The sequence below is a fragment of the Edaphobacillus lindanitolerans genome, assembly GCF_900156305.1.
Classification (GTDB): domain Bacteria; phylum Bacillota; class Bacilli; order Bacillales_A; family Planococcaceae; genus Bhargavaea; species Bhargavaea lindanitolerans.
Genome location: NZ_FTPL01000004.1, coordinates 211,542 through 236,784 on the forward strand (window position 1 = coordinate 211,542; position 25,243 = coordinate 236,784).

The 25,243-nt window shown below is 54.0% G+C and carries 24 protein-coding genes and 1 riboswitch; of the genes, 21 read left to right on the forward strand and 3 right to left on the reverse strand.

Annotation, left to right across the window (positions count from 1 at the left end; genetic code table 11):
* Nucleotides 1-57: 57 nt before the first annotated feature.
* The 8 genes from B0B07_RS13370 to B0B07_RS15310 all read left to right on the forward strand — a co-directional run bounded on the left by B0B07_RS13370 (nt 58) and on the right by B0B07_RS15310 (nt 11,364).
* The gene (locus tag B0B07_RS13370; RefSeq protein WP_407643881.1) at nt 58-2,643 is read left to right on the forward strand and encodes a phage tail tape measure protein; all 2,586 of its coding nucleotides are present in this window, start codon (nt 58-60) and stop codon (nt 2,641-2,643) included.
* Complete coding sequence (locus tag B0B07_RS13375) at nt 2,643-4,133, forward strand: distal tail protein Dit (RefSeq protein WP_076759653.1); 1,491 nt, start codon at nt 2,643-2,645, stop codon at nt 4,131-4,133. Before B0B07_RS13370 ends, B0B07_RS13375 begins: the two co-directional genes overlap by 1 nt.
* Entirely contained in the window at nt 4,130-8,902 is a 4,773-nt protein-coding gene (locus tag B0B07_RS15360) for a phage tail spike protein (RefSeq protein ID WP_076759655.1), read from the forward strand. Before B0B07_RS13375 ends, B0B07_RS15360 begins: the two co-directional genes overlap by 4 nt.
* Nucleotides 8,903-8,917: 15 nt before the next feature.
* Entirely contained in the window at nt 8,918-9,217 is a 300-nt protein-coding gene (locus B0B07_RS13385) for a hypothetical protein (protein WP_076759656.1), read from the forward strand.
* A gap of 18 nt (nt 9,218-9,235) precedes the next feature.
* Nucleotides 9,236-9,373, forward strand: a complete 138-nt coding sequence (locus B0B07_RS15305; protein WP_159438450.1) for a hypothetical protein — start codon at nt 9,236-9,238, stop codon at nt 9,371-9,373.
* A gap of 89 nt (nt 9,374-9,462) precedes the next feature.
* Nucleotides 9,463-10,017, forward strand: coding sequence for a phage holin family protein (locus B0B07_RS13390; RefSeq protein WP_076759658.1), 555 nt, complete (start codon nt 9,463-9,465; stop codon nt 10,015-10,017).
* Complete coding sequence (locus B0B07_RS13395; protein WP_076759659.1) at nt 10,010-10,303, forward strand: holin; 294 nt, start codon at nt 10,010-10,012, stop codon at nt 10,301-10,303. Before B0B07_RS13390 ends, B0B07_RS13395 begins: the two co-directional genes overlap by 8 nt.
* The gene (locus B0B07_RS15310) at nt 10,300-11,364 is read left to right on the forward strand and encodes a D-alanyl-D-alanine carboxypeptidase family protein (protein WP_076759661.1); all 1,065 of its coding nucleotides are present in this window, start codon (nt 10,300-10,302) and stop codon (nt 11,362-11,364) included. The genes B0B07_RS13395 and B0B07_RS15310 overlap by 4 nt, the downstream gene beginning before the upstream one ends.
* Nucleotides 11,365-11,492: 128 nt before the next feature.
* On the opposite strand, the gene B0B07_RS13405 is transcribed toward B0B07_RS15310, so the two are convergent.
* Nucleotides 11,493-11,924 (reverse strand): ferritin-like domain-containing protein, encoded by a 432-nt coding sequence (locus B0B07_RS13405; RefSeq protein WP_327078205.1) that lies wholly within the window; start codon nt 11,922-11,924, stop codon nt 11,493-11,495.
* 178 nt (nt 11,925-12,102) lie between these two features.
* On the opposite strand from B0B07_RS13405, the gene B0B07_RS13410 reads away from it, so the two are divergent.
* The 7 genes from B0B07_RS13410 (at nt 12,103) to B0B07_RS13440 (ending at nt 16,346) form a co-directional block, all read left to right on the forward strand.
* Nucleotides 12,103-12,420, forward strand: a complete 318-nt coding sequence (locus B0B07_RS13410) for a YolD-like family protein (protein ID WP_076759665.1) — start codon at nt 12,103-12,105, stop codon at nt 12,418-12,420.
* Between the two features lie 92 nt (nt 12,421-12,512).
* Entirely contained in the window at nt 12,513-12,821 is a 309-nt protein-coding gene (locus B0B07_RS13415) for an ArsR/SmtB family transcription factor (protein ID WP_076759666.1), read from the forward strand.
* On the forward strand, nt 12,815-14,104 hold the full coding sequence (locus B0B07_RS13420) for an arsenic transporter (protein WP_076759668.1): 1,290 nt from the start codon (nt 12,815-12,817) through the stop codon (nt 14,102-14,104). The genes B0B07_RS13415 and B0B07_RS13420 overlap by 7 nt, the downstream gene beginning before the upstream one ends.
* A 12-nt stretch (nt 14,105-14,116) precedes the next feature.
* Nucleotides 14,117-14,542: an arsenate reductase (thioredoxin) gene (gene arsC / locus B0B07_RS13425; RefSeq protein ID WP_076759669.1), complete on the forward strand. Its 426-nt coding sequence runs from the start codon at nt 14,117-14,119 to the stop codon at nt 14,540-14,542.
* Nucleotides 14,539-14,820: a Fe-S cluster assembly protein HesB gene (locus B0B07_RS13430; RefSeq protein WP_076759670.1), complete on the forward strand. Its 282-nt coding sequence runs from the start codon at nt 14,539-14,541 to the stop codon at nt 14,818-14,820. The genes arsC and B0B07_RS13430 overlap by 4 nt, the downstream gene beginning before the upstream one ends.
* Nucleotides 14,811-15,029 carry a hypothetical protein gene (locus B0B07_RS13435; protein WP_407643879.1) on the forward strand — a complete coding sequence of 73 codons (219 nt, stop codon included), beginning with the start codon at nt 14,811-14,813 and terminating at the stop codon, nt 15,027-15,029. The genes B0B07_RS13430 and B0B07_RS13435 overlap by 10 nt, the downstream gene beginning before the upstream one ends.
* A gap of 24 nt (nt 15,030-15,053) precedes the next feature.
* Nucleotides 15,054-16,346 carry an FAD-dependent oxidoreductase gene (locus B0B07_RS13440; RefSeq protein ID WP_076759673.1) on the forward strand — a complete coding sequence of 431 codons (1,293 nt, stop codon included), beginning with the start codon at nt 15,054-15,056 and terminating at the stop codon, nt 16,344-16,346.
* A gap of 619 nt (nt 16,347-16,965) precedes the next feature.
* Here B0B07_RS13440 and B0B07_RS13450 read toward each other — a convergent pair.
* On the reverse strand, nt 16,966-17,484 hold the full coding sequence (locus B0B07_RS13450) for a GNAT family N-acetyltransferase (RefSeq protein WP_234982413.1): 519 nt from the start codon (nt 17,482-17,484) through the stop codon (nt 16,966-16,968).
* A 58-nt stretch (nt 17,485-17,542) separates the two neighbouring features.
* Nucleotides 17,543-18,022, reverse strand: a complete 480-nt coding sequence (locus B0B07_RS13455; protein WP_084186702.1) for a GyrI-like domain-containing protein — start codon at nt 18,020-18,022, stop codon at nt 17,543-17,545.
* Nucleotides 18,023-18,187: 165 nt separating this feature from the next.
* On the opposite strand from B0B07_RS13455, the gene B0B07_RS13460 reads away from it, so the two are divergent.
* From B0B07_RS13460 to B0B07_RS13485, 6 genes are all read left to right on the forward strand, one after another.
* The gene (locus B0B07_RS13460) at nt 18,188-19,024 is read left to right on the forward strand and encodes an aldo/keto reductase (protein ID WP_076759676.1); all 837 of its coding nucleotides are present in this window, start codon (nt 18,188-18,190) and stop codon (nt 19,022-19,024) included.
* Between the two features lie 314 nt (nt 19,025-19,338).
* Entirely contained in the window at nt 19,339-20,205 is an 867-nt protein-coding gene (locus tag B0B07_RS13465) for a DUF72 domain-containing protein (protein WP_076759795.1), read from the forward strand.
* Nucleotides 20,205-21,029: a sulfite exporter TauE/SafE family protein gene (locus B0B07_RS13470; protein WP_076759678.1), complete on the forward strand. Its 825-nt coding sequence runs from the start codon at nt 20,205-20,207 to the stop codon at nt 21,027-21,029. Before B0B07_RS13465 ends, B0B07_RS13470 begins: the two co-directional genes overlap by 1 nt.
* Nucleotides 21,030-21,036: 7 nt before the next feature.
* Nucleotides 21,037-22,410 (forward strand): bifunctional metallophosphatase/5'-nucleotidase, encoded by a 1,374-nt coding sequence (locus tag B0B07_RS13475; RefSeq protein ID WP_076759679.1) that lies wholly within the window; start codon nt 21,037-21,039, stop codon nt 22,408-22,410.
* Between the two features lie 41 nt (nt 22,411-22,451).
* Entirely contained in the window at nt 22,452-23,219 is a 768-nt protein-coding gene (gene yunB, locus B0B07_RS13480) for a sporulation protein YunB (protein ID WP_076759681.1), read from the forward strand.
* Between the two features lie 58 nt (nt 23,220-23,277).
* Nucleotides 23,278-23,463: riboswitch (Lysine riboswitch) on the forward strand.
* Between the two features lie 127 nt (nt 23,464-23,590).
* Nucleotides 23,591-25,192 (forward strand): Na+/H+ antiporter NhaC family protein, encoded by a 1,602-nt coding sequence (locus B0B07_RS13485; RefSeq protein WP_076759796.1) that lies wholly within the window; start codon nt 23,591-23,593, stop codon nt 25,190-25,192.
* Nucleotides 25,193-25,243 lie beyond the last annotated feature (51 nt).

Below are 25,243 nucleotides of genomic sequence, written 5' to 3' on the forward strand. Positions count from 1 at the left end.
GTCGGCAGAGACTTCCAAGCGGCCGGAAACAACATCAAGGACTCCGGAAAGAGCGTCATGAGGGTGGGCGCCGGTCTCACTGCCGGGCTAACCGTTCCACTGGTCGGACTGGCCGCTGCTGCCATTAAAACCGGCATGAGTTTTGACGACTCGATGGCTCAAGTTGCCGCTGTTTCTGGTGCTACCGGAAAGGATTTTGAACGATTAGAGAGTATCGCCCGAGAGATGGGCGCAACCACCCGTTACTCGGCCTCAGAGGCCGCGGACGGGCTTTTGTACATGGCAATGGCGGGCTGGAAAACGGATCAGATGATCGCTGGCCTGCCGCCGATTCTGAACCTCGCGACGGCTGCAGGAGAGGACCTCGGCGTCACATCCGACATCGTGACGGACGCTCTGACCGGCTTTGGACTGCAGGCGCAAGATGCAGGCAAGTTTGCCGATGTTCTTGCCGCTGCCAGCTCCAACGCAAACACGAACGTTTCCCTTCTCGGGGAATCGTTTAAGTATGTGGCTCCGGTTGCTGGGGCGATGGGCTACACGGCGGAGGACACAGCCATTGCGCTCGGTCTGATGGCAAACGCCGGTATAAAAGGGTCTCAGGCGGGTACCGCTCTCCGGACGATGATGACAAACCTGGTCAAACCGACTAAGGAAATGAAAAAGTCCATGGACAAGCTTGGCATCAGTATCACCGACTCCAAAGGTGAATTGAAGCCATTTAGCCAGGTCATGGATGAGCTCCGGGAGAAATTCGGGAAACTGGATGAAGCCCAGCAGGCACAGTACGCCGCGACTATCTTCGGGAAAGAAGCAATGGCCGGAGCCCTTTCAGTCATCAACGCCTCAGAGTCCGATTACGACAAGCTCACCGAAGCAATCCGCAATTCTGAAGGGGCAACGGAAAGAATGGCCGTTGCTATGGAGGCCACTCTCGGCGGGACATGGCGGAACATCACGTCCGCTTTGGAAGAGCTCGGGATACAGATCTATAAAATTCTGCTGCCTTACCTTCAGAAAGCATCTGACGGAATCCTCAAGTTTCTGGAATGGCTGACTCAGCTGTCTCCAGGAGTCAAGGTGGCGGCGGTCGCCTTTGCGGCGTTCCTCGCGGCAATTGGTCCGATTGTGACCATCATCGGCGTGCTCATTGTGATGGCGGGGTCCCTGATCGGAAACTTCGGCGTGCTGGCTACCAAGTTTGCGCCGGTCATCAAAAACTCGACGCTCCTGAGTGCCGGGTTTAAGGGAATAACCAGAGCGATCAGTCTTATGTTCGGTCCGGTCGGTGCCATCATTGCGCTTTTACTCACGCTCATTCCGGTGTTCATCAAGCTATACCAGGAAAATGAGACGTTCCGAAATATCGTGCAGACGGTTTGGGCGTTCATCCAGAATATCATCACACAGGTCGTCTCGGCGGTGGTCACGTTCGTCATGGGGCTGTGGGGCCAGCTGACAGCCTTCTGGCAGGAGAACGGAGACATGATCCTCCAGGCGACGCAGAACGTCTGGAACGTGATTTCTACTGTCATCACCACGGTGATGGGCGTTATTGCGGCAGTATTCCAAGCGGTTTGGCCTGTAGTGCAGGCCCTGGTCATGCAAGTGTGGGAGAACATCAAAGGTGTGATCCAGGGAGCGCTCGACATCATTATGGGCGTTGTGAAGGTGTTCGCCGGTCTGTTCACTGGCAACTGGTCGAAAATGTGGGAAGGGATCAAACAGATCTTCTCCGGTGCGCTCAACCTGGTCTGGAATCTGGTCCAGCTGCATTTCATCGGAAAAATTATGGGGGTCGCACGGTCGTTTGTCGGACTGTTCAGGGGCAGCATTTCGTCCCTCTGGTCTGCGGTCAGAAGCATCTTCACAACAGCGCTGAATGCTATCAAGAATTTCTTCTCCAAATCGTTCAACAACATGCGCTCTGTTGCGAATACGAGCATGTCCACGATCAGATCGCTCATTAGCACCATCCTGAATGCAATCAAAAACTTCTTCACGTCTTCGCTCGGGAATATCCTGAATGCCGTCCGGTCGAAGTTCTCTTCCGTGGTCAGCACGATTCGGTCGAAAATGACGGAGGCCTTGTCGCGAATCCGGACGATCTTGTCCGATATGGTCAAGGCGGTTGTGAATAAAGCATCTTCCATGCTTCAAGCGGGGAAGGACCTGATCTCGGGTCTTATTAAAGGGATCAAGAATATGGGGACCGCGGCCATCGGTGCAATCACCGGAGTGGTGGATGGAGTCATCAACAAGGCCAAGAGCCTTCTCAAGATCAACTCCCCGTCTAAGGTCTTCCGGCGATTCGGGATGTGGGTCTCTGAAGGTTTAGGGATCGGCGTAGACTCAGAAGCCGACAGGGCCGTCCAGGCAGTCGCGGCCATGTCTCAGGACATGACATCTGCATTCTCGCCGGATCTTGCTTTCTCAGATGCGGACTATGCTTCGCAGTTGAAGTCGGTGCACCGGCAGGCGCAGGGGCAGATGACTAGCCGGCTGGACAGCGAAATCAGTGTCTCCAAACAGCCTGCAATCATCCAGCTCCGGTTGGGCAACAGTGATTATGTTGCTTATTCCAGCGACATCTATGCGACTGCAGAACGACAGTTGAAACGAGAGGGGGCATTCCGGACGTAATGTATGAATTTGTAAAAGCAACAGATGCACCCCAAACGAAGACGGCGACTATACAGACCGTCTTCGATGGGGTAAATCTTGACGAAGTTCTGACCGACAGCACAGGAGAGTTCCGGACTACTAAGGTTTTGGGCCGGTCAAACTACCACGCCCGACTATCACCGGTGGAGATTCCGGGCCGGGCAGGCACACAGCTGGCGGAATCCGTGCAAGATGCGGGAGAGTTGAAGATCTTTTTTAAGGTCAAAGACCAGACATCCCGGGGACTGCAGAGGCGACTTGATAGATTGCGCGGAATGTTGACCGGAATAGACAGGCCCGTCATGTTTACGGATGAGGATTCGGTATACTACGGGACCCTGGAAAGTCTGGAAATCCCGGATGAAGTCTCTAATGACGTAACGGGTGAATTTACGCTTTACCGAGCGGATCCGCTCAAATACGGAACCGAATACAGCATGCCAATCAATTCGGAGGGCACGGTCGTCCAAAACAAGGGGACGGCCGAAGCTCTGCCGGTCTTTTCGTTTAATGTGACCGAACCCTCCACCATGATCGAGATTGCGAGCGAAGACGACTACATGGCGATCGGCCGGCCGCTGTCGGTCGAGGATACGCCATACCAACGCCAGAAGCGGCTGATTTGGGATGAAGCCCGTTCCCTTGTCGGGTGGGGTGCCTCTATCATCCAGCCGGACGGCGGAGCGAGGAATGGCAGCATGCAAGTTGTGGACGGTGAAGAGTTTGAGGCGAAGGACTACGGAAACGGCCTTGCCTGGCACGGGCCGGTCATCCAGCAGGCGCTATCAGAAACCTGTGATGACTGGTTTGTCCGCTGCTACTTCAATGTCCGCACCAACAAGGCGGCACAACGGGGTCGGGCGGAAATGTATCTCCTGTCCACGTCCAATGAAATCATTGGCAAGATCTCCGTTGCCTGCAACGACAACACCGGGCGCGCCAAAGTGGAGGCCAACCTCCGCAACGGCCAGCGCCGGGTGTTTTTCTGTAACAAGCTCCTGCCCTTCCGAGACGGTTTTTATGGCTATCTCAACATGCGAAAAGAAGGCAATAAGTTTTTCGCGGAGTTTGGCCTGGACCGCCGAGTGAATGGCGTGTATGAGGTGTGGCATAAAGAATCATTTACCTATACGGATCTGCACAATGAGTTTCAGACGCCGCTCGCTGCGGTCGCCCTGCACACGGGCACCTATCGCACGGATCTGATCCCGTGGCGAGCCCGCATCCGTTCTGCGGTCGTCGTCAAATACAATCTGCAGGACACCGGCATTCCGTACATTGTGGATGCAGGAGACGAGGTGACGATTGACCATGAGCGAGAGGTCATCCTTGTAAATGGCGAGATCCGAACCGACCTCAAAGATTTTGGGGCCAACTATTTTCCGCTGAAACGTGGAGAAAACATCCTCACCTTTAACCCGCCCGGTAGCTTTACGGGCAACATCCAATGGAGGGAACGATACGTATGATTCATCTACTCGACAAGCAAACAGATCAAATCATAGCCACCCTCCGGGCAGAGCTCGTCGAGGCCAATCATGAGGAGACGCTGGATCTGGTGGAGCTACTGGACTTTGAGGCCAAGATCAACGAAAAAGCTCAGTATATCGCCGAGCGGAACCGTGTTGTGATTCCAGGGGAAGATGATGTCTATCGGGAGTTTATCCTCGATTTTGTTCAGAAGACGGGTTCCCGGGTCTTTGGGCAGGCCTCAGCCTCTTATCTGGACCTGGAGAAGAGCAAAATCATAGACCCGTTTACCCTCGATGCCCAGACACTTGAGAGCATTGCGGGACGTTTCCTCCTCGGTACGGAGTGGCAGCTGGGCATGGTCGAATGGGCTGGCTCCAAAAAAGTTGCGTTTGACGAGCCGATGGGAGCTTTCACAGCCTTGAAACGCCTCTGCACCCTTTACGGAGTCGAGATGCAATTCCGCATTGAAACCGACGGGAATGTCATCACTGGCCGTTATGTGGACTTCTATCAGCGACGCGGAAAATACGTAGGCAAAGAAGTCACGTTTGGTAAGGACCTTCTGGAGATTCGACGGATCGAGGACAGCTCGGAAATTGTCACGGCCCTCAAGTGCTACGGTCCCGAACGGGAGGACGGCACCCGGCTTGTGATCGAAGTCGTAGACGAGGACGCCCTTCAAAGATGGGGGCGTGACGGAAAGCACCTGTGGGGGATTTACGAGCCGGAGACAGAGGACCAGGACATGACCGAGGCCCGTCTGCGGACGCTGGGAAGGACCGAGCTCAACAAACGGATCAACAGCATCGTGCAATACGAAACGACACAGGCAGTGCTTAATAGTGCTCATGAAAAAGTTGTTATCGCCGACACAGTACGGATCAAGGACACCCACTATCAGCCCCCTCTCTATATGGAAGCACGCGCCCGCCGGGTCAAAAGGAGTCTCCTGGATGAATCCAAAAAAGATTACTCTCTCGGAGACTACATCGAGTACCGCGAAGAGGATCTTCGAGCGAGGTTCAAAGAACTGCAGAAGTTGTGGAAAGACCGGCTTGCCCAGCTGGTCCTCCCGTCGATTGTGTCGAGTGCAGGCACGGTCTTTAAGAATGGGCAGGGGCAGACGGAACTGACGGCCATCCTCATGCTCAACGGTCAAGAGCTCGACGCGGACGGAACAATCCACCGCTATGAGTGGGCCAAGTATGACAAGGATGGTCGGGTTGTTTCCGGATGGAGCCGGACCGGAAAGACCATCACCGTGACCGCTGCTGAAATTGCGGAGAAAGCGACGTTTATTGTCCATGTCCTCTCCGACAAGGTGGACGTGATCTCCCAGGAGACGGTGACCAATGTTTACGACGGGACGGCTGGGGAGCAAGGACCGCAGGGTCCGAAAGGTGAAAAGGGCGAGCCGGGTGAACCTGGTCCGGCCGGTCTCCAGGGACTTCAAGGACCTAAAGGGGATCAAGGCATTCAAGGCCCTAAAGGAACAGACGGGCTATCCTCATACACTCATATCGCTTATGCAGATACTGCCGCCGGCGGCGGATTTTCACAGGATCCTGCAGGCAAGGCGTACATCGGGATGTATGTTGACCATACCCCGTCGGATAGCACGGATCCGAAAGAGTATCAATGGTCGCTCATAAAAGGGGCGGATGGCTCCCAGGGGGTTCCGGGACCTAAAGGTGATGACGGTCGCACACCGTATTTCCACACGGCCTGGGCCAACAACTCGACAGGCACAAGTGGATTCAGCACAACGGATTCGACGGACAAGCTGTACATCGGAACGTATACGGATTTTGTCCAAGCCGACAGCACCAATCCGGCCATGTACAACTGGACAAAAATCAAGGGTGACAAGGGCGATAAAGGCGACAAAGGGGAACCGGGGAGCAACGCGCCACTGGTCAAACTGGACGGCTCGGGGCAGATCTTCAAGTTGTCCGCGGCCGGTGCCGTCTCTCCAGCGTCCCTCACAGTCACCGGCACGGCCATCAATACGGCAATCAGCGCGTGGACCTACAGCGTCAACGGAGGAGCGTTCAGTGCGACTCCGCCGGCGGGCATCACCCGTTCGGGAAATACGGTCACGATTACCGGCACTGGCATGACAGCCTCCTCAATCGCCGTTCGGGCCTCTGATGGGACTGTCAGTGACACATTCACTATTGCCAAAGTCCAGGATGGGGCTTCGGGGGCACCAGGGGCGACCGGTCCGAAAGGTGATCCAGGAGCCGCGGGCGCGCCGGGGCAGGACGCATACACGGTCCTCTTGACCAATGAGGCCCACACCTTCCCGGGGAGCAACAGTGCAGCCGTCGCGGCCAGTGTCCAGACCTCCGTGATCGCCTACAAGGGCACGGCCCAGGTCACGCCGTCCAGCATCACCGTGGGGACTATGCCAACCGGTATGACGGCATCGATCAGCGGCTCGACCGTAACATTCAACGTCACGACTGCCATGACGTCGGCGAGCGGTACCGTCACGCTGACGATCGTTGTGGATGGCCGGACGTTCACGCGATTGTTTAGCTATGCCATTTCGTATAAAGGGGCAACCGGGCCGAAAGGCGATACCGGCGCAGCTGGTCCGTCCGGGCCGAAAGGAGACACCGGGGCGACCGGGCCAAAAGGTGACAAGGGGGACGACGGGAAACTCAACCTCGTCAATAACCCTAACGTCAGCGGTAACAACGCGAACTGGAACGCCAGCACAACGCCGGTCATGGTGACGGATACGTTCGTAGATGGACGCACAATCAAAATGCTTTCCAGTACGTCTTCGGGCAGCGTCCAACACGTCACGTCGCGGTTCCCCATTGATTCCAACAAAATGTACGAGTTCTCTATCTGGCTGAAATCAGACGTAACGACTGGTCTGGTATATGTAGGACTCCATGCTTTTAACGATGCGAACATCAACGTCGGTGTGATTCCAGTCGCAAAGACTTCCGGGATTCCGGCGGCTGTCACGACGAACGCTTACGGTGCCTCGGCCTATGCGCCGACAACAACATGGCGGAAGCACACCTTTTATGTACTGCCGGCGGGAATGGAAACCGATCCCCGTGTGATGAAGCTGCTTGGCGAAAACAACAATTTCAACTTCGTATTCCAATCTGACGTGACGCAAATGCAGATGCGTTGGCTCAACTGGTCGAACACGGCGGACGCTCCGAAAACAGTTCTTGCCGCGTTGCCAATGGTGCAGGAAGTGGACCTGGGCGTTCTCGAATCGGCGAGGGCGAAGGCGGACGCATTGAACGCTCTCGAGTCGGCCAACGGCAAGAACACCAATTATTATCAGCCTACCCAACCTTCTGTGGTCGGCAAAGAGGAAAGGGATCTATGGTTTGATACGGCCAACGGTCACCGCCCCAGCATATTCCAAAACGGATCTTGGAAGCCTATGCTGATGGATCAACGAGCTTTCTCTGTGGACGAGCTCGCCGCTATTTCCGCAAACATGGGGAGAGTGACGGCCGGCCACATGTCTGGTGTCACAATGGATTTGGCGAACGGGAAGGTCATTGTCGACGACAAGGGGAATGCCAAGTTCGCGGGGGACATCTCAGGGGCGACCGGTACGTTCGGTGTAGTTCGCGCAAAAGATGGGGACTTTATCTTTTTGGACAGCAAAACCGGCATGGAGTTTGTCGTCACGCAGATGACCAATCTCGTCAAAGATGACAGCTTCGAAAGTGTGGGCGTCGATTATGGGACACACCATGTCACCGGCCTCGTGTTCAATGCAGTCGGGAACATCGCCGCCTCATGGCAGGGTTGGATGGTTGGAGCCGGAACTCCACGCATTATCAGCACCAGAGAATTCATCCAGAACAAAGACTTCGCCATGTTCGGATACCAGACGCTCGTCGTCAATAATGCCAACTATATGTCACAGGATATCAACTTCGGCCCGAATATGCAGTTCACGGCATCTTTCCACGTTCGCAAGGCAATTGGCCATGCTGCGGGTATCCCGCGACTGCAGCTTCATTTTATGAAGCGGGACGGGACGACGATCAGCACGATAACAAAGGATTTCCCGCGTGTCTCCAGCGAGCGGGATATTTTGCGTTTCAGCGTCACGGCAACCACGCCGGCAGGAACGGAATTCGTCCGCTTAGTCCCTACATCCGGGGATGCAAGCTGGGTAGCGGTTGACGGCGTGCAAATGGTGCTGGGCGAGCGGCCGGGCCTGTACTCCCCTGAAGAGAGCCTTGCGGACTTTCTCAATGGCTTCAATCGAGCAAAGGTCTTGTTTGCCGATACATTCGAAGCCAAATCCATTGCCTTCCAGGAAAGGTCCTCAATCGAGTTTGATAAATACGGAAACATTGGGGCGAAAATTATCGCCAGCCCGACTGCCTACTGGAATATCAAGAACTCCTTTGGAAAGGTCGTTTTCAAAGTCCCGATCGGCGAGAACTTTGAGACGTTAGACACGGTGAACCTGTCTCTCCGGAACGGATGGGTCTTTTATGGCGGAGCCTATCAGCGCCCGGTCGCCCGCAAGGATCCGGCAGGCTATGTCCACCTGGAAGGCATGATTAAGGACGGAGCTGGAGAAATCGCCCTCCTCCCCGAAGGATACCGGCCGAAAGCGGATGTGGCTGCGATGGTCGCTGCAAACGATGGAAGGGACACTCTGGGCCGGGTCAACATATGGGCCAATGGTTCCGTTCGACAAATCGGCCCGTCGGTTAACTGGATGAGTTTAGGGGACATTCCGCCGTTCTATGCGGGCTGGTAAAGGAGGAGACAGTACATGGCTCATTATGCAGTCGTCGATGAACAGGGGTTTGTTCTGAACGAGGTGGTCATTCAGGAATACGACTCGGTCGGGAACCGGCTGGACGTGGAGATCCCGGAGAACTATATTCCGCCCAACTTCACCAAGCGGCTCTTTGTCCCTCGGTGGGACTTCGATGCCGGGGAATGGGTGGAGGGCCTGTCGCCGGAAGAGGTGGCCGAGCGGGAACAGGGCACGGCCGGCCAGGTCGAACCGAGCGTCGAGGACCGGCTTGCGGTCGCGGAGGATACGCTAAATTATTTGCTCGGATTGTAAAGGAGAGGAGGTGAGACGATGAGCAGACTTTATCCGTTTATCTGCAACATGTGGATCATGGGCAAAGATGAAGAATACGTAAATGCAGCACTCGCAAAGGGATACATCACGGAAAAGGAACGGGATGCCATCCTGGTGACACCAAAGTTACGTTGAACATAAGAGATGTGAGCGTCCAAACGGGCGCTCTTTTTATTGGAGAAAAGTCAAAGGGGGAGTGTGAATGAAGAAAGGAAGTGGCCGAGGTGAGCCGATTGGAGGTCACCGGCATTAAGGGCATCGGTGCCCTGATCATCAGCTTTTTTATTTACATGATCGACGTGGTCAATGAAGCCGTGGTCGTCCTTGTGTTTTTTATGATATTGGACATGCTCACTGGGTTGCTCCGATCATGGGTCACAAAGTCACTGGACAGCACGATCGGTTTTGCGGGAGTCGTCAAAAAGTTTGCGATCTTGATCATGATCGGGATGGCCGCCGCTTTGGAATATATGTTGGTGGCTGCCGGCCAGGATCCCAAGGGATTTATTTTGCTCGGCGTCACATCGTTTTTTATCGTCAATGAGGGGATCAGCATCCTCGAAAACTGTGCACAGATCGGACTGCCGATCCCGCCTGTGCTTTTCAACGCGCTCCAAAAGCTCCACAAGGATCCGACCGGAAAAGAGCAGCGGCTTGCTAGGCTTCCGATCTTGGACCGGGTGGATAAGGTGGAGCTATTGAAGGAACAGGAAGCCTTGCACCAAGAGATTCAAAAGCTGAAAAAGAAAAACAAGGAGGAGGAAACGAAAAATGACTGAAGTGCTGATTTTTGCGACAGTCCTTGCACCGATTATCCTGGCACTTGTCCAACTTGTGAAGAAGACGTTCAACATTCCGAATAACCTCATCTCGCTCATCGCATTCGCGGTGGGCATTTTTGTTGGGGCTGCAGCTGCACCGTTCACGGCGGATCTGGATCTTGTCCTGCGTCTGTGGGCGGGCGGCTTGGCCGGGCTTTCTGCTACCGGACTATTCGAGCTGATGGACAAACAGGACGGAACCTCAAAGGGGAACGACACACCAGATGGGAGGGTGCGAGAATGAGCAGAGTAAACGTATTCGTTCTAATCGATCGGTCCATTAAAAATATGGGTTCAGGCATCGACCCGAAAGTGAAGGCACTGGCGATCGAACTGATCAAGAGGGCTTACCATGAAGGCATCAATGTCCAGATCACATCAGGCTTTAGGTCGTACGCCGAGCAAGATAAACTGTATGCACAGGGCCGGACGGCACCCGGGAACATCGTCACCAACGCCCGAGGCGGTCAGTCCATCCACAACTTTGGACTGGCTATCGATTATGTACTTGTGTCTGAAGACGGCACAAAGGCCATCTGGACCGTCACGAAGGAATGGAGGCATGTTGCGGCCATTGGTAAATCAATGGGGTTCCAGTGGGGCGGTGACTGGACATCGTTTGTTGACTATCCGCACCTGGACATGCAGCGTGGCATGAGTCTCTCGACACTCCGGTCCGGTAAACGCCCGTCGATCCCTAACGTGCCTGCTCGGCAATACCTTGGGCCGGGAGACACCGGCGCTGAGGTCAAGCTGAAACAAGAGCAACTGACCAAAGCAGGGTTCAAGACGGCGGCTGACGGGGCATTCGGTCTCGACATGGAAAAGAATGTATGTGCATTCCAACTGGCCAAAGGTCTGCAGGTGGACGGACTGATTGGTCCGGATACGGCGAGGGCTCTGGAGACTGGTGTCGTTCAGGCATCGAAACCAAAACCGTCCGCGTCGAAGCCGGCACCGAAACCGAAACCTTTCGTCCCCGGCGGAGGATCCATTGTGGACTATCTGAACAAGCAGGGCCGGGATAGTTCATTCTCGGCACGGAAAAAGTTGGCGGCGCAGTATGGCATCAAAAACTACACCGGTACCGCGGCGCAGAATACACAGCTTTTGAAAAAGTTGCAGTCTGGATCAGCGTCACCGTCGAAGAAAATCAATACGAACTCGATTGTGGACTACCTCAAAGCCATTGGCCAGCCGTCGAGTTTCGAACATCGGAAGAAGCTTGCGGAAAAACACGGGATCAAGGGGTACAAGGGTACGGCGGCTCAGAATAAAAAGCTGTTGGATATTCTGAATAAGTGATTAAACATTTGTGCAACATGAATGTGGCAGAGGATAAGCGTCATTTGAGATCTCACCTTAGTCCGCATTCTCTGCCGCCATCATAAAAAGACAAAGCGGCCTTCCCGGTTATGGGTTGGCCGCTTTTTTTATTTTGCTATTGATGAAATGGATAAGAGTGTAAGGAAGTATAAAAACCACACCGCGTGATTTTGCTCATCCCTCGCAGCGGAGTCAAAGGCATTTCTAACTAATACGTTTGATGCTTTTCTTGCAGCATCTAAGTAGAATTCAGTGGTTATTTGCTCATCAAGAAAGGCCTCCGATACGCCTTTCCAGTAGTTGTTAGGACATTTCTGAGTAACTTTGGGCTGATACTCCTGACCCGTTAAAGTTTGATGTAGTTCCCAAAACATTTTGTAGTGACGAATTTCATCTGAGCGTATTTCCATGATTCGGTTTTTGATTTCGGCATTAGGCGCTTGGTTTGCTAAATACTCATAGCAATAAATAGCATTGTATTCCCCGTCGATCGCCTTTACCAAGTTTTGAATCATTGACGACTCATCCAATACAGGCACCTCCATTTTTCAGTCTCGATTAGCATATGCAGTCGGCAACTGATGGGTTTCAGCCTAAAAAATCGTTTGGGCAAAAACTCATTGCAGTGTAGGCCCTTCGGTAAATAATGCCGGAGGGCTTTTTCTTATGGTCAAAACAAGAACGCTTGTTCTATAATATCCACAAGGAGGGTGCTGCATGCTGAGAGACAGAGGCAATATCAAGTGGACGGCCATGATGCTGCCGGAGCACATTCACGAGCTCCGAAAATGGGAAGAGGAGGACAAACTGGTCAAACGCCCGGAACTGACCGAATGGGACCTGCAGGAGATCCAGGCGGAGATTGACACGGCGATGCGGAGGCGGTGCCAGGTGGAGGTCCAGACTTGGAGAGCGGGGGAGATCCGGACGCACATAGGTGTCATCGAGAACTTGGATCCTCGGCTGAAACTGATCTGTGTCGCTGATGGGTGGGTTGATGTGAATGAGATCATCACAGTGCGGATGTTGGAATGAAACGCCACACCGGGAGCGGCGGAACATTTTTGTTTCCGCATGAATATAGATGTGTTAACGTATATAATCAAATGGTTATATAGGAGGTTCAAATGGATATTCAATTGATGGATAAACAGCTAAAAGCGTTGGCAGACAGCAATCGGTTGAAGTTATTGTCCTGCCTGAAAAGTGGGGAGGTTTGCGTCTGCGACTTCGTTGAAGTCTTAGGGATTTCACAACCTGCCGTCAGTCAGCACCTTCGGAAGCTAAGGGAGGCCGGAATAGTAACCGAGCGAAAGGTGGGTACATGGAAGCATTACCGCTTGGTCGATGAGTTGACTCCAATTGTTCAATCGGTAGTGGATGAACTTGAGTCCGATTCAGCCTGCCGGTGCAACTCGGTGAACGCACCATGCTAATTCTGGCCGGTCTGATTTTCATTACAACGATAATTTTTGTAATCTGGCAGCCAAAAGGACTGAATATCGGCTGGTCTGCCTGTGTGGGTGCATTGATCGCCCTGCTGGTGGGCGTGGTTGATTTTGGGGATGTTCTGGATGTGGTGAACATCACATGGAATGCTACGCTCAGTTTCGTTGCCATCATTATTATTTCTTTAATACTGGACGAAATCGGCCTCTTTGAATGGGCGGCACTCCATATGGCCCGATTTGCGAAAGGCAATGGGGTGAAGATGTTTGTTTATGTCAGCCTTCTTGGTGCGATTGTAGCAGCCCTATTCGCCAATGATGGAGCTGCTTTGATTCTCACGCCGATCGTTCTTGCTATGGTACGGAACTTGAAATTCAAAGAGGCTATGATTTTCCCTTTCATTATGGCAAGTGGCTTCATCGCGGATACGACAAGCCTACCGTTTATTGTAAGCAACCTAGTGAATATTGTTTCAGCGGACTTCTTCGGCATCGGATTCGTCGAATATGCAGTTCATATGATCTTGCCGAACCTGTTTTCGCTTATTGCGACGATTACCGTACTTCTAATATATTTCAGAAAATCGATACCGCGTACATATGAACTCAAAATGTTGAAAGCACCGAATGAGGCGATTCGCGATATCAAAATGTTCCGCATGTCTTGGGGTGTCCTAATCGTACTTGTGGCCGGCTACTTCTCAAGTGAATGGACGAATATCCCGGTATCCTTCATTGCCGGGACCATTGCCATCTTCTTTCTGCTGATGGCTCGTAGGAGTCCGGCAGTCAATACGGCAACCGTCGTAAAAGGCGCACCTTGGAATATCGTGTTTTTCTCAATTGGGATGTATGTAGTCGTCTATGGGTTGGGGAACGCGGGTCTGACAAAGGCATTGGCTTCGGTTATCGAGGCAGCTGCGGATGAAGGCCTGTTTATCGCGACAATCGCGATGGGCTTCATCGCCGCGATCCTGTCGTCCCTCATGAACAATATGCCGACCGTTATGGTCAATGCACTTGCCATTGCAGAGACGAACACAACAGGCGTACTACGTGATTCGCTCATTTATGCGAACGTCATCGGATCTGATCTCGGTCCCAAAATTACGCCGATTGGATCACTCGCAACTCTTGTATGGCTTTACGTCCTGAGCCAGAAAGGTGTGAAGATCTCCTGGTGGACCTATTTCAAGACAGGGATTGTCCTGACGCTCCCGATATTGTTCATAACACTGCTCGGCCTATACCTCACATTAATACTGGATTAAGGAGAGATCCCCATGACTAAAAAGCTTCTCTATTTCCTCTGTACCGGCAACTCTTGTCGGAGTCAGATGGCCGAAGGATTCGGTAAGAAACTTTTAGGCGACCGTTGGGTTGTCAAAAGCGCTGGTGTTGAAGCGCACGGCCTGAACCCTAATGCTGTTAAGGCGATGGCGGAAGCTGATATCGATATTTCAGGGCAGTCATCCGATGTCCTCGATATGGAGGCTATGAATTCTGCTGACTTTATCGTGACACTTTGCGGCGATGCAGCAGACCGTTGCCCGATGACTCCTCCGTCGATTCGTCGGGAACACTGGGGCTTCGACGATCCAGCGAAAGCAACCGGTACGGAAGAAGAAATTTGGTTGGAATTCCAGCGGGTACGCGATGAGATTGATGAACGCATTCAACAATTTGCAAGAGAGGATGAAGCAAAATGAACATATCACCTGAAGGAAAAGCTTATTTGACACAAGTATTAAGCGACCAGTCTATCAACACCATTCGTTTCTATGGTGTCTCGGGATGTTGTGGTGTAAATCTAGGGGCAGAAATCGCAGCAGCCTCTGTGGATGATGAAATTGTCGTTTTGGATGGCATTAATCTGGCTGTCGATCCACAAGTAAAATCCTTGCTCACGGATGTCACTATCCATGCAGAGGAGTCAAATGGGGAAATGGGGATTTCGTTGGTCGGATATGCTCCCCGGTGCTGTTGATGCCGGTCAATCATGGCGGCGCCTTAACCAAAGAGTTCTTTCTGTCATATTTAAGGCTGTTGCTCACAACACGTGCAGGTTCAATAAAAGAAGCAGAAGACCTGACCATAGACATCTTCTTTAAAGGAAATTTGGAGATGTATGGACTTGAAACCAAGCTCGCCTTCGAACAAGCCATGCAGGAGGCAACCAAACAGGACTTGAAGTAACCGAAACCGAGGAGATGTTTCAAAATGGAATTAAAAATCATTCAACCGGCCGCTTGCTGTGAACCGAAAACAGGATGCTGCGAACCTGATTTGCCCGTCGCGGTTATCGGTGCAGGGCCGATCGGTTTGGCGACTGCCGCTCATCTAAAAGAACGAGGGATTCCATTTTTCGTTCTTGAAAAAGGGGAAATCGCTGCAAATGTTCGCACTTGGAACCACGTAACCTTGTTTTCACCGTGGCAATATAATATCGACGAAGCTGCGAAGCGCCTGTTATCAGAGTCGGGATGGACTATGCCGGATGAGAATCATTTGCCGAGCGGTAATGAACTGGTCGAAGAGTACCTAACCCCATTGGCAACAGTATTGGCCCCGAATATCCATACGGAACATCATGTTGTGGCCATCACGCGCGGGAATCTCGACCGGATGAAATCTACGGACCGTTCATCTCAGCCGTTCGAGATTTATGTGGAATCACTAAGCGGTCTGAAAGTAATGACAGCGCGTGCTGTTATCGACGCAACTGGAACATGGGATAATCCTAATCCAGCACTAAGCAACGGGGTTTGGTTGAAAGCAGAGAAAGAGCTGGCCTCTAGAATTGATTATCGCATTCCGAATGTGCGAGCGAATGAGGAACGATATGCGAATAAGCGGATCGCCGTCATTGGAGGAGGCCATTCTGCGATTAACTCATTGCTGACCCTCGCCGAACTTAAACAGAAATACCCAGACACTTCGATCACATGGATTTTGCGGAAAAGAAGGGTAGACGATGCATTCGGAGGCGGTACCAATGATGAACTCGCTGCGCGCGGGGAACTTGGCCTTCGTATTGCCGAGCTGGTCAAAAACGAGTTGATCCAAGTGGAGACACCATTTCGGATAACAGAAATGCTTGAGCATGAAGGAATCATTCTAAAGTCAGGAGAACGGAGACTCGCTCCATTCGACAGACTCGTTGTCAATACAGGTAACCGGCCGAACTTTGATTTCCACCGGGAGCTTCGATTTGAAAGTGATGCTATCACAGAGGCCGTTCCGGCACTTGCTCCGCTTATTGATCCGAATGAACATAGCTGCGGAAGCGTAACCGCACATGGCGAGAGGGAACTGCGTCAGCCTGAACCCGCCTTCTATATCGTCGGATCCAAATCTTATGGACGCGCCCCAACCTTCCTGATGGCGACGGGTTATGAACAGGTACGCTCGGTCGTCGCTTCACTCGCAGGAGACCGAGTAGCAGCAGATGATGTTCAACTTCATTTGCCTGAAACAGGTGTCTGCCACAGTGGGGCGGGCGGTTGTTGCTGACAGGGCTACTCAGGTGGATAAGAACTCCTCACAAGAAGAAGTTGGATTGAAAAAACGCCGCACCGAGGTGCGGCGAATGTTAAATGTCTGCAAAATGTCTGTTTTACACGACGCCTTATAGTGTCTAATGGGTCATTTAATAGAAGGAACTCATATTTGAAGCGAGAGACTTCTCATAAAATCGTTCAAGATCTCTATTTCTCATCAAGTTCGAGATGGAAGGGTCGATCGGTTAAACGATCGCAAAGTCATACGAAGAGGGTTCGAGGCGCTGCAAATGTCTCGAACCCTCTTTTTATGTCTGTGAATAGGATGCCTGGGGTATCCGTTTTTGGTATGATGAAGATAAAAACAAAGGGAAAGGGGGATGGACTGCGCGCGATGAGACAACCCAACAACCTTTTGGCCCTTCGCATTCTGGCGAGCCTCATCATCATTTCAGCATTGGTTTTACCGTATTTCGAGGTCACCTCGCATCGGTCCACTCCATTCATCATCCTCGCGACGCTTCTCGGATTTGATCTGTTGGAAAGCAGAGTCGGCCAAAGAGCTCAAATTGGATAATCGTACACCAACTCAGAAGCAATGACAAAAGCGGCCGGCACAGCAACCGGCCGCTTTAAGTTCGCTTGATCCGCTTCTGGTATTTGCAATGACCATCCGTCAAACCGACGTATTCAAACCCATGATCCCTGTAAAAACTGTTCAGTTTCTCGTTGTCCTCAACGCAGTCCAGCCGGATATGATCGTGATCCCTTACCTCGTTTTCAATCCAGTTCAACAGTTGTCTGCCGAGACCTTTGCCCATGAAGTCGGGCGCGACGGCCAGCCGGTGCAGGTAAAGGGTGTCTGGAGGCTCTTCGGCTCCCCATATATGCCGGTCCCATTCCGAGGGGCGGGACAGCAGTGTGAAGGTCGCGGCCACTCCGTCACCATCCGACACCCGGTACGTTTCTTGATTGCAGACCGCTTGATGGATCTCTTCATCATCACCGCCTTCCAATAGAAATCTCCATTGGTCGATCCCCTTGTCTTTCATCCACTGGGCGATCTCCTTCAGCAGTTGAATGATATCCCGGCTGTCTTCAGTCGCTGCCAGCCGGATATCCAAGCTGTCCAGTTCTCCGATGTCCCTCAATTTCAGCTCCTCCTAAATCATTTTCCGCGAGTAATTGTGAAAGCGGGTGGGTGAGTGTCTAGTCAGATATCGTGTCGTACAGCTCCACATCCACGTTTTCCGCATCCATCCAGCTATTGAATTTTTCGATATGCCATTGGTTTTTTAATCTTGTGTAGTGATGTTCATTGATCCATCGGTGCAATTCATCATAGGCATCCATGATCTTTTTGTTGTTCCCCCGGTGTCGGGTGACCGCATACTTTTGAGGCGGCACGGTCAGCGTCACCATATCAGGCGGGATGTCCTCAACCTCTTCTACTTCAACACAAACCCAATACCCGTCATTGTCATCCTCATCCCCTTCTACAACGAACGCTCCATACTGATGCACCGGGCTGACAACGCGTTTGATTTCCTTCATTCGTGCGCTTAAACGGGAAGATGCCTTGGGGATTTCATTGATATAGTCGTCACCGGCACACAATACACGGAAGCCCACCAGCTTGAGTTCATCCAGATCCTTGACCGTCATATCCGGTAATTTGGTTTCTGACATGGCTGCCCCTCCTCTTAAAAAGTGAATTTCGATAAAGGCACCGGAAACCCTTTTAATGATCAATCCCTTTTATCAGAGTGGAGGAAGTCGTCATGCGCAGCTTTTGATGAACGCGTGTAACCGGATGGTCATCGTGGTAACTTACAAAGAGAAGGAGTGAGTGTAATGGAGACCGAAAACATCAGACTGAGAGACGGGCTTGAAATCCCGGTGATCGGCTTTGGAACCGTCTTCCTGAAAGGGAGCGAAGGCGTGCTGGCGATCCGGTCGGCGATCGAGGACGGTTACCGGCTCATCGACTCTGCCTACAATTATGAAAATGAAGGGACGCTCGGAGAAGCGATCCGGCAAAGCCCCGTCGGCCGGGAAGAACTGATCATTACGTCCAAACTGCCCGGGCGTTACCATGATTATGATGAGGCGCTCAAAGCGATAGAGGAATCCCTCTACCGGGCACAGCTCGATTATTTTGACCTGTACCTCATCCACTGGCCGAACCCGAAGGAAGGGAAATACGTGGAGGCATGGAAAGCGCTGATCGAGGCGAAAAACCGGGGACTTGTGCGATCCATCGGCGTCAGCAATTTCCTGGCGGAGCATCTGGAGCGGCTCGACAAGGAAACCGGAGAGCTGCCGGTCATCAACCAGATCGAAATGCACCCGTTCTTCAACCAGGCTTCCCAACGGAAATGGCATGAGGAACACGGCATCGTCACCGAAGCGTGGAGCCCGCTTTTCCGCGGCCGGGGCATGCTGAGCCACGAGACCCTCCTGGCGCTTTCAGAGCAATACGGCAAGACGCCGGCCCAGATTGTCCTTCGATGGCATCATCAACATGGCGCCGTGACGATTCCCCGATCCTCTTCACCCGAACGCCAGCGGGAGAACCTGTCGATCTTCGACTTCGAATTAAGCGGGGAGGACATGGGGAAAATCGACGGTCTGAGCAGTCCGGACGGCAGGATTGACGGGCAGGATCCCGCTGTCTATCAGGAGTTCTGACAGTCATAGGCTGAATGACGGCTGTATGCCGGGTTCGTGGGATTCCTCCCGTGAAGGTTTCAGCATAAGTGGTATTTAAAGACCATGGGAAGAATAAAAAGAAGTGTCCGAGTAAGTTTCGCGTCCGGTCTGTCTCCATGGCAGCCGGGCGTTTTTAAACCATGATCTCTGCAAAAATATGTCTATTGAGGGCTGCCTGATCTCTCCCGGCTGCGCCCGCTGTTCAGCTGGTTGCCGGGGCAGCCGCCGATGGGGTGAGGATGCAGGAATATGATAAGATTGTGATGACTTGGTGGGAAGGAGCGGATTTGGGGATGATCAAAGTGGGATTGACCGGCTGGGGGGACCATCCGGACGTGTACAGCCCGGCCTCGAAAAAGACGGAGAAGCTGCAGGACTATAGCGGGCATTTCCCGGTCGTGGAACTGGACTCCACGTTTTACGCGATCCAGCCGGAAAGGAACATCCGGAAGTGGATCGGCGAGACGCCCGACGGCTTCGGCTTCATTACAAAGGCCTACCAGGGCATGACGGGGCATCATCGCGGACGGCTTCCGTACGAATCAGAAGAAGAGATGTACGATCTGTTCCGGCTGTCGATCGGGCCGCTGGCAGAGGCGGGCAGGCTGCCGATGGTGCTGGCACAGTACCCGCCCTGGTTCGACTGTACGAAAGAGAACGTCGGTGTCCTGCGGCGGCTGAGGGAGCGCCTGGACGGAATCGACGTGGCGGTCGAATTCCGGCACCAATCGTGGTATTCGGACAAGTACCGGGAAGGGACGATCAAGTTCCTGCAAGAGCAACACTTCATCCACTCGGTATGCGACGAACCTCAGGCGGGCGATGGGAGCATCCCGTTCGTCCCTGCAGCCACCCGCGGGGACAAGACGCTCGTCCGCCTGCATGGCCGCAACTCGGCCGGCTGGACGGCAAATGGGCGCGACGATAAGAAATGGCGGGAGGTCCGATACCTGTACGATTACCGCGATGACGAACTGGAGGAAATACTCGGCGGCGTCAAGAAGGTCCAGGAACAGTGCGAGGACGTCTATGTCGTCTTCAACAACAACTCCGGCGGACACGCGGCGGAAAACGCCAAGCGGTTCATGAAGCTTGCGGGAATCGATCCGCAAGGCCCCGGCGGACGGCAGCTTGACCTGTTCGGCAAGGGGGACTGGTGATGGAGTACGTCATCCTGGCCGCGGCCGCGCTCCTGTCGGGGATCGTGGGGGCGCTCGTCGGGCTCGGGGGCGGCATCATCCTCGTACCGGCCGCACTTTACTTCGGCATCACGCTCGGTCTTGTACCGGGGCTGACGCCGCAAAAGATTGTCGGCCTGTCGGTCATCATGATGATCTTCACCGGCCTGTCATCGACCCTTTCCTATATGAAGTCAAAGACGGTGGACTACAGAAGCGGACTGATCTTCTTCGCGGGCAGCGTCCCGGGGACGATCCTCGGTGCCTACGTGAACAAAGGGCTCGATCTTCCGTCGTTCAACCTGTACTTCGGCATTCTGCTGCTCATCCTGTCCACGCTGCTCCTCGTCCGAAAATACTTGAAGCCGGTCAGGTGGTTCACAGACCGCGGGCAAAAGCGGGAATACATAGACCGGGAGGGTAATAGGCATGTATACGGCTATCCCGTTCCATTCGCTCTTCTTCTGACATTCGTGGTCGGCTTCACTTCAGGGTTGTTCGGGATCGGTGGAGGATCGATCATCGTGCCGGCGATGATCCTGCTGTTCCTCTTCCCGCCGCATCTTGCGGTCGGGACGTCCATGTTCATGGTGTTCCTGTCTGCGCTCGTCAACTCGGTGAGTCATATCACGCTCGGCAACGTGCCTTGGCTGTACACGCTTCCCGTCATCCCGGCGGCATACATCGGGGCGAAGGCCGGAGCCGCGCTCAACAAGCGGCTCAATTCCGAACTGCTCGTCACCGCGCTCCGGTTCATTCTGCTTCTGATGGGAATCCGTTCGATCTATGAGGGGATATGGGGTTGAAACCGACATGAACGAAATCATTCATATTTATCATACAAACGATCTGCACAGCCATTTTGAGAAGTGGCCGAGGATCCGGGAGTTCCTTGAAGGACGGAGAAGGGAGCATGAGGCCGCGGGCGAGACGTGCTTCCTGTTCGACATCGGAGATCATCTGGACCGCTCCCACCCGTATACCGAAGCGACGCTCGGCCGCGGGAACACGGAGATCCTTGAGGAGGCGGGCTTCGACGCAGTCACGATCGGGAACAATGAGGGGATTACACTGGCACAGCCTGACCTCGACCGGCTGTATGCAGGTGCCGCATTCCCTGTCGTCCTCGGCAACTTGATGTATGAGGACGGTTCTGTTCCCGGCTGGGCTTCGGCCGAAGCGTTTCTCACAACGGCTTCCGGTGTGAGGATCGGCCTGATCGGGGCGACGGCCGACTTCACCTCCTCCTACGAAAGCCTCGGCTGGAGGGTCGCCAAGCCGGGAACATGGCTGGCGGATGCGGCGCCAGAGGTGAAGAGACAGTGTGATGTACTCGTATGCCTTTCTCATATGGGGTCTACTGCGGATGACCGTCTGGCAGAGGAGGCGGGGGATGCGGTGGACGTCATCCTGGGCGCCCATACCCATCATGTCTACCCGGAAGGCCGCCGGATCGGGAAGACGCTGATCGGCGCTGCGGGGAAGTGGGGACAGTACGTCGGGGAAGTCACACTGACCGTTGATACCGGAACCGGCGAGGTCATCGGGTCGAGTGCAACGGTGTACGATACGGACACGCTCGTCCCTCCTGCGGATGACCGGTCGTTTGATGCCGGTCTCCGGAAAGAGGCTGCCGTCCTCATGGGCGACCCGGTGTTCGTCAATCCGTCCCCGCTGCCGGGAAGCTGGGACCATCCTTCGCCTCTCTCCAAATTTTTCTCGGACGCGCTCAGGATCCATACGAACGCAGACTGTGCGATGTACAACGCCGGGATCTTCCTCGGCGGACTGGGGGAGGGCGGAGTGTCCGGGATGGATCTGCATGAACTGATGCCCCACCCGATCAATCCGTGCATCGTGCTGCTGAACGGGACGGAGCTGGAAGAGGCCTATGAGCTGAGCCTCGATCCGGAATGGCCGGAGATCCGGCTGCGCGGCCTCGGATTCAGGGGCAAAGTGATGGGGACGATGATCCATCACCGGCTCTGCCGTGCGGAAGACGGCCGGCTGATGGTCGGAGACCGTCCGGTGGAACCTCATGCGATATACCGGCTCGCCACGCTGGATCTGTTCACGTACGGGTTCTTTTTCCCGGCATTCAAGCAGCTCCCGAAAGAATATTACATGCCGGAGTTCATCCGGGACGTGCTCAGGGAACATGCCGTGCGCATGTTTGGCCGGTCATAACCGCCGCCCTCTGCCCATACGATGGGGCAGGGGGATTTTTATTGAAGTTTCCGCATGCGCGCAGGAGGAAGCTGCGCACCCGGACGGGAAGGAGGCGCCTGCTGCCCCTCCTCCTGCCGCTCAGTCTCGTCCTGATGGTTGCCCTGTTCGTCTATTTCAATCAGCGGCTGGCTCCGGCACTCACCGACTATGCGGAGGTCCAGACGACCAAAATCGCCTCGGAAGTCATTGCCAAGGCGCTCGATACTAAAGCGAAGATCGATATCAACGAGATCATCGAATACGTCCCGTCCGACCAGTCCGAGGTGGTCACGGCCAAGCTGAACACGGAGATCATCAACCGCTTTGTCGCGGAGACCCACAGCCTCGTCTCGGATTATCTGGATAAGGCGGAGGCGGGCGAGCTCAGTGCGCTTCCGAAGCTGGAGAATATCGAATATGACGTGGAGACGATGAAAGACCGGGACGGAATCGTCTTCTTCGTCCCGTTGTCGCAGGCGATCGGCATGCCGATGCTCGGGAACCTGGGTCCGAAGATCCCCGTCCGCTTCCATGTGATCGGCAACGTTCATACGGATCCCAAGACGGAAATCCGGGAATTCGGGATCAACAACGCGCTCGTCGAGGTCACGGCGACGATTCAGGTGAATGTCCAGATCATCGTTCCGTTCGCATCCAAGACGGCCCAGATCGAACAGCGGATACCCATCGCCATCGGACTCGTACAGGGACAGGTTCCCCACATTTTCAACAAAGGCAATGTGGATCCTCCGTCCATCGAGGTGCCGATCCCGCTTCCGGAAGATTAAACAGGGGCTTGCAAAATAGAAGCGGCTCTGCTATTCTAAAAGACATTAATAAGAATATCGATTGGGTAGAGGCCGCAATCGCTTATGAGTAACCCACGTGAGTTTGACAGCTATGACCGTGCGTAAAAGGAAGCATTGCCGAAGTGGACCGGAAAGTCAGAGAAGGTCCGCTGGGGCCATTCCGAACAGGAATGGCACTGTCATGCGGGACGGGAAACCGTCCGCATGGAGAGCTACAGATCGTACGTTGTAATGATTTATATTCCAACTGACGAACAGTAGTCGGCCGGCTTCCTTTTGCGCACATGCGCAGGATGCCGGCCGTTTTTGCTTTTTAAGAAGCCTCTCCCCTCGGAATGGAGGAATGGAACATGTCAGGTACCATCTTTTCGATACTGCCGCCGCTCATTGCCATCGTGATGGTGCTCATCACGAAACGTGTGCTCGTTTCTCTCGGAGCCGGGATTGTCGCCGGCGCACTCATCGCCGCCTCCTTCAATCCGGGAGGTTCCCTGTCCACGCTCTGGAAGGCCTTTACGGTCAGCTTCTGGGACGGCGGGCTGAACACCTATAATATTTTCATCATGCTGTTCGTTTTGCTTCTCGGTGTGATCACCGCCTTTGTAAGTCTTTCGGGAGGCAGCCGGGCATTTGCCGAATGGGCGACAAAACGAATCCGCACCCGCCGCGGCGCAAAGCTTCTTGCCGCATTTCTCGGGATCCTGATCTTCGTCGATGATTATTTCAACGCGCTGGCGGTAGGCCAGATCGCCCGTCCGATCACCGACAAGCACAAAATATCCCGGGCGAAGCTTGCTTACTTCATCGATTCCACGTCTGCTCCGGTCTGCGCCATTGCGCCGGTTTCCAGCTGGGGTGCCTATCTCATCGGCATCATCGGGACGATCCTGGCCGGTGCGACCGCGGTCAGCTATACACCGCTGCAGGCATTCCTGCTGATGATTCCGATGAACTTCTATGTGCTGGCCACGCTCGTGTTCGTTTTCTTTGCCGCGATCAGCAGCAACTTCGACTTCGGCGAAATGCGCAGGCACGAGCGCCGGGCACTGGAGACCGGCGAGCTGTTCGATCCGTCCAAACAGATTCCAGGAGAGCTGAAGGAAGAGTTTCCTGTCCACAATCATGGGAGGGTCATTGATCTCGTTCTGCCGATCGTTCTGCTCGTTGCCGTTACCTTCGGCGGGATGTTCATCACCGGATATCGTGCAAGCATCGCCGAATACGGCCGTGCGGACATCTGGACCATCTTCGAAATGACCGATGTATCGATTTCCCTGCTCACGGGCGGAATTGCGGGCGTCCTTGTTGCCGCCCTGCTGTACGCTGCCCAGATGAAACGGAATGAAACCGCCCGTTATTCGTATATCGGAACGGCGTTCATCAGCGGCATCAAAGCGATGATGCCGGCCGTCTCGATTCTCGTCTTCGCGTGGGCGCTCACTTATCTGATCGGTGAGCTGGAAACGGGTGCTTTCCTCTCGGGCGTGGTCCAGAGCGCAAACGTTCCGGTGATCCTGCTGCCGGCGATCATGTTCATCCTTGCCGGTGTCATGGCATTTGCGACGGGCACATCCTGGGGATCATTCGGCATCCTGCTCCCGATAGCGGGACAGGTCATGCTCGATGCAGCACCGGAGCTGCTGCTGGCCTCCCTTGCCGCCGTTCTCGGGGGCGCCGTCTTCGGCGATCATTGCTCGCCGATTTCCGATTCGACGATCATGTCCTCCACGGGGGCCGGGTCCAACCACATTGACCATGTGTCCACCCAGATGCCCTATGCGCTGATGAGCGCGGGAATCTCGGCAATTGGCTATGTCGTCCTCGGCGTGACCGATTCGGTCTGGGCAGGGATCCTTTCTGTGGTCGTCATGCTGGCAGCTGTCATTTGGTTCTGGGCATACAAAGGCCGGGCCATCACGCCGTCGGTGGCCGGGCAACAATCAGGAGATTAAGGCTTTAGGCAGGGAAGTGCCCCTGCCTTTTGTTGTGTCTGCGAAAAGAGT

Coding starts and splice junctions, on each gene's coding strand:
- B0B07_RS13370 (WP_407643881.1), top strand. CDS start 58: ATGAGGGTGGGCGCCGGTCTCACTGCCGGGCTAACCGTTCCACTGGTC.
- B0B07_RS13375 (WP_076759653.1), top strand. CDS start 2,643: ATGTATGAATTTGTAAAAGCAACAGATGCACCCCAAACGAAGACGGCG.
- B0B07_RS15360 (WP_076759655.1), top strand. CDS start 4,130: ATGATTCATCTACTCGACAAGCAAACAGATCAAATCATAGCCACCCTC.
- B0B07_RS13385 (WP_076759656.1), top strand. CDS start 8,918: ATGGCTCATTATGCAGTCGTCGATGAACAGGGGTTTGTTCTGAACGAG.
- B0B07_RS15305 (WP_159438450.1), top strand. CDS start 9,236: ATGAGCAGACTTTATCCGTTTATCTGCAACATGTGGATCATGGGCAAA.
- B0B07_RS13395 (WP_076759659.1), top strand. CDS start 10,010: ATGACTGAAGTGCTGATTTTTGCGACAGTCCTTGCACCGATTATCCTG.
- B0B07_RS15310 (WP_076759661.1), top strand. CDS start 10,300: ATGAGCAGAGTAAACGTATTCGTTCTAATCGATCGGTCCATTAAAAAT.
- B0B07_RS13410 (WP_076759665.1), top strand. CDS start 12,103: ATGCTGAGAGACAGAGGCAATATCAAGTGGACGGCCATGATGCTGCCG.
- B0B07_RS13415 (WP_076759666.1), top strand. CDS start 12,513: ATGGATATTCAATTGATGGATAAACAGCTAAAAGCGTTGGCAGACAGC.
- B0B07_RS13420 (WP_076759668.1), top strand. CDS start 12,815: ATGCTAATTCTGGCCGGTCTGATTTTCATTACAACGATAATTTTTGTA.
- arsC (WP_076759669.1), top strand. CDS start 14,117: ATGACTAAAAAGCTTCTCTATTTCCTCTGTACCGGCAACTCTTGTCGG.
- B0B07_RS13430 (WP_076759670.1), top strand. CDS start 14,539: ATGAACATATCACCTGAAGGAAAAGCTTATTTGACACAAGTATTAAGC.
- B0B07_RS13440 (WP_076759673.1), top strand. CDS start 15,054: ATGGAATTAAAAATCATTCAACCGGCCGCTTGCTGTGAACCGAAAACA.
- B0B07_RS13455 (WP_084186702.1), bottom strand. CDS start 18,022: ATGTCAGAAACCAAATTACCGGATATGACGGTCAAGGATCTGGATGAA.
- B0B07_RS13460 (WP_076759676.1), top strand. CDS start 18,188: ATGGAGACCGAAAACATCAGACTGAGAGACGGGCTTGAAATCCCGGTG.
- B0B07_RS13465 (WP_076759795.1), top strand. CDS start 19,339: ATGATCAAAGTGGGATTGACCGGCTGGGGGGACCATCCGGACGTGTAC.
- B0B07_RS13470 (WP_076759678.1), top strand. CDS start 20,205: ATGGAGTACGTCATCCTGGCCGCGGCCGCGCTCCTGTCGGGGATCGTG.
- B0B07_RS13475 (WP_076759679.1), top strand. CDS start 21,037: ATGAACGAAATCATTCATATTTATCATACAAACGATCTGCACAGCCAT.
- B0B07_RS13485 (WP_076759796.1), top strand. CDS start 23,591: ATGTCAGGTACCATCTTTTCGATACTGCCGCCGCTCATTGCCATCGTG.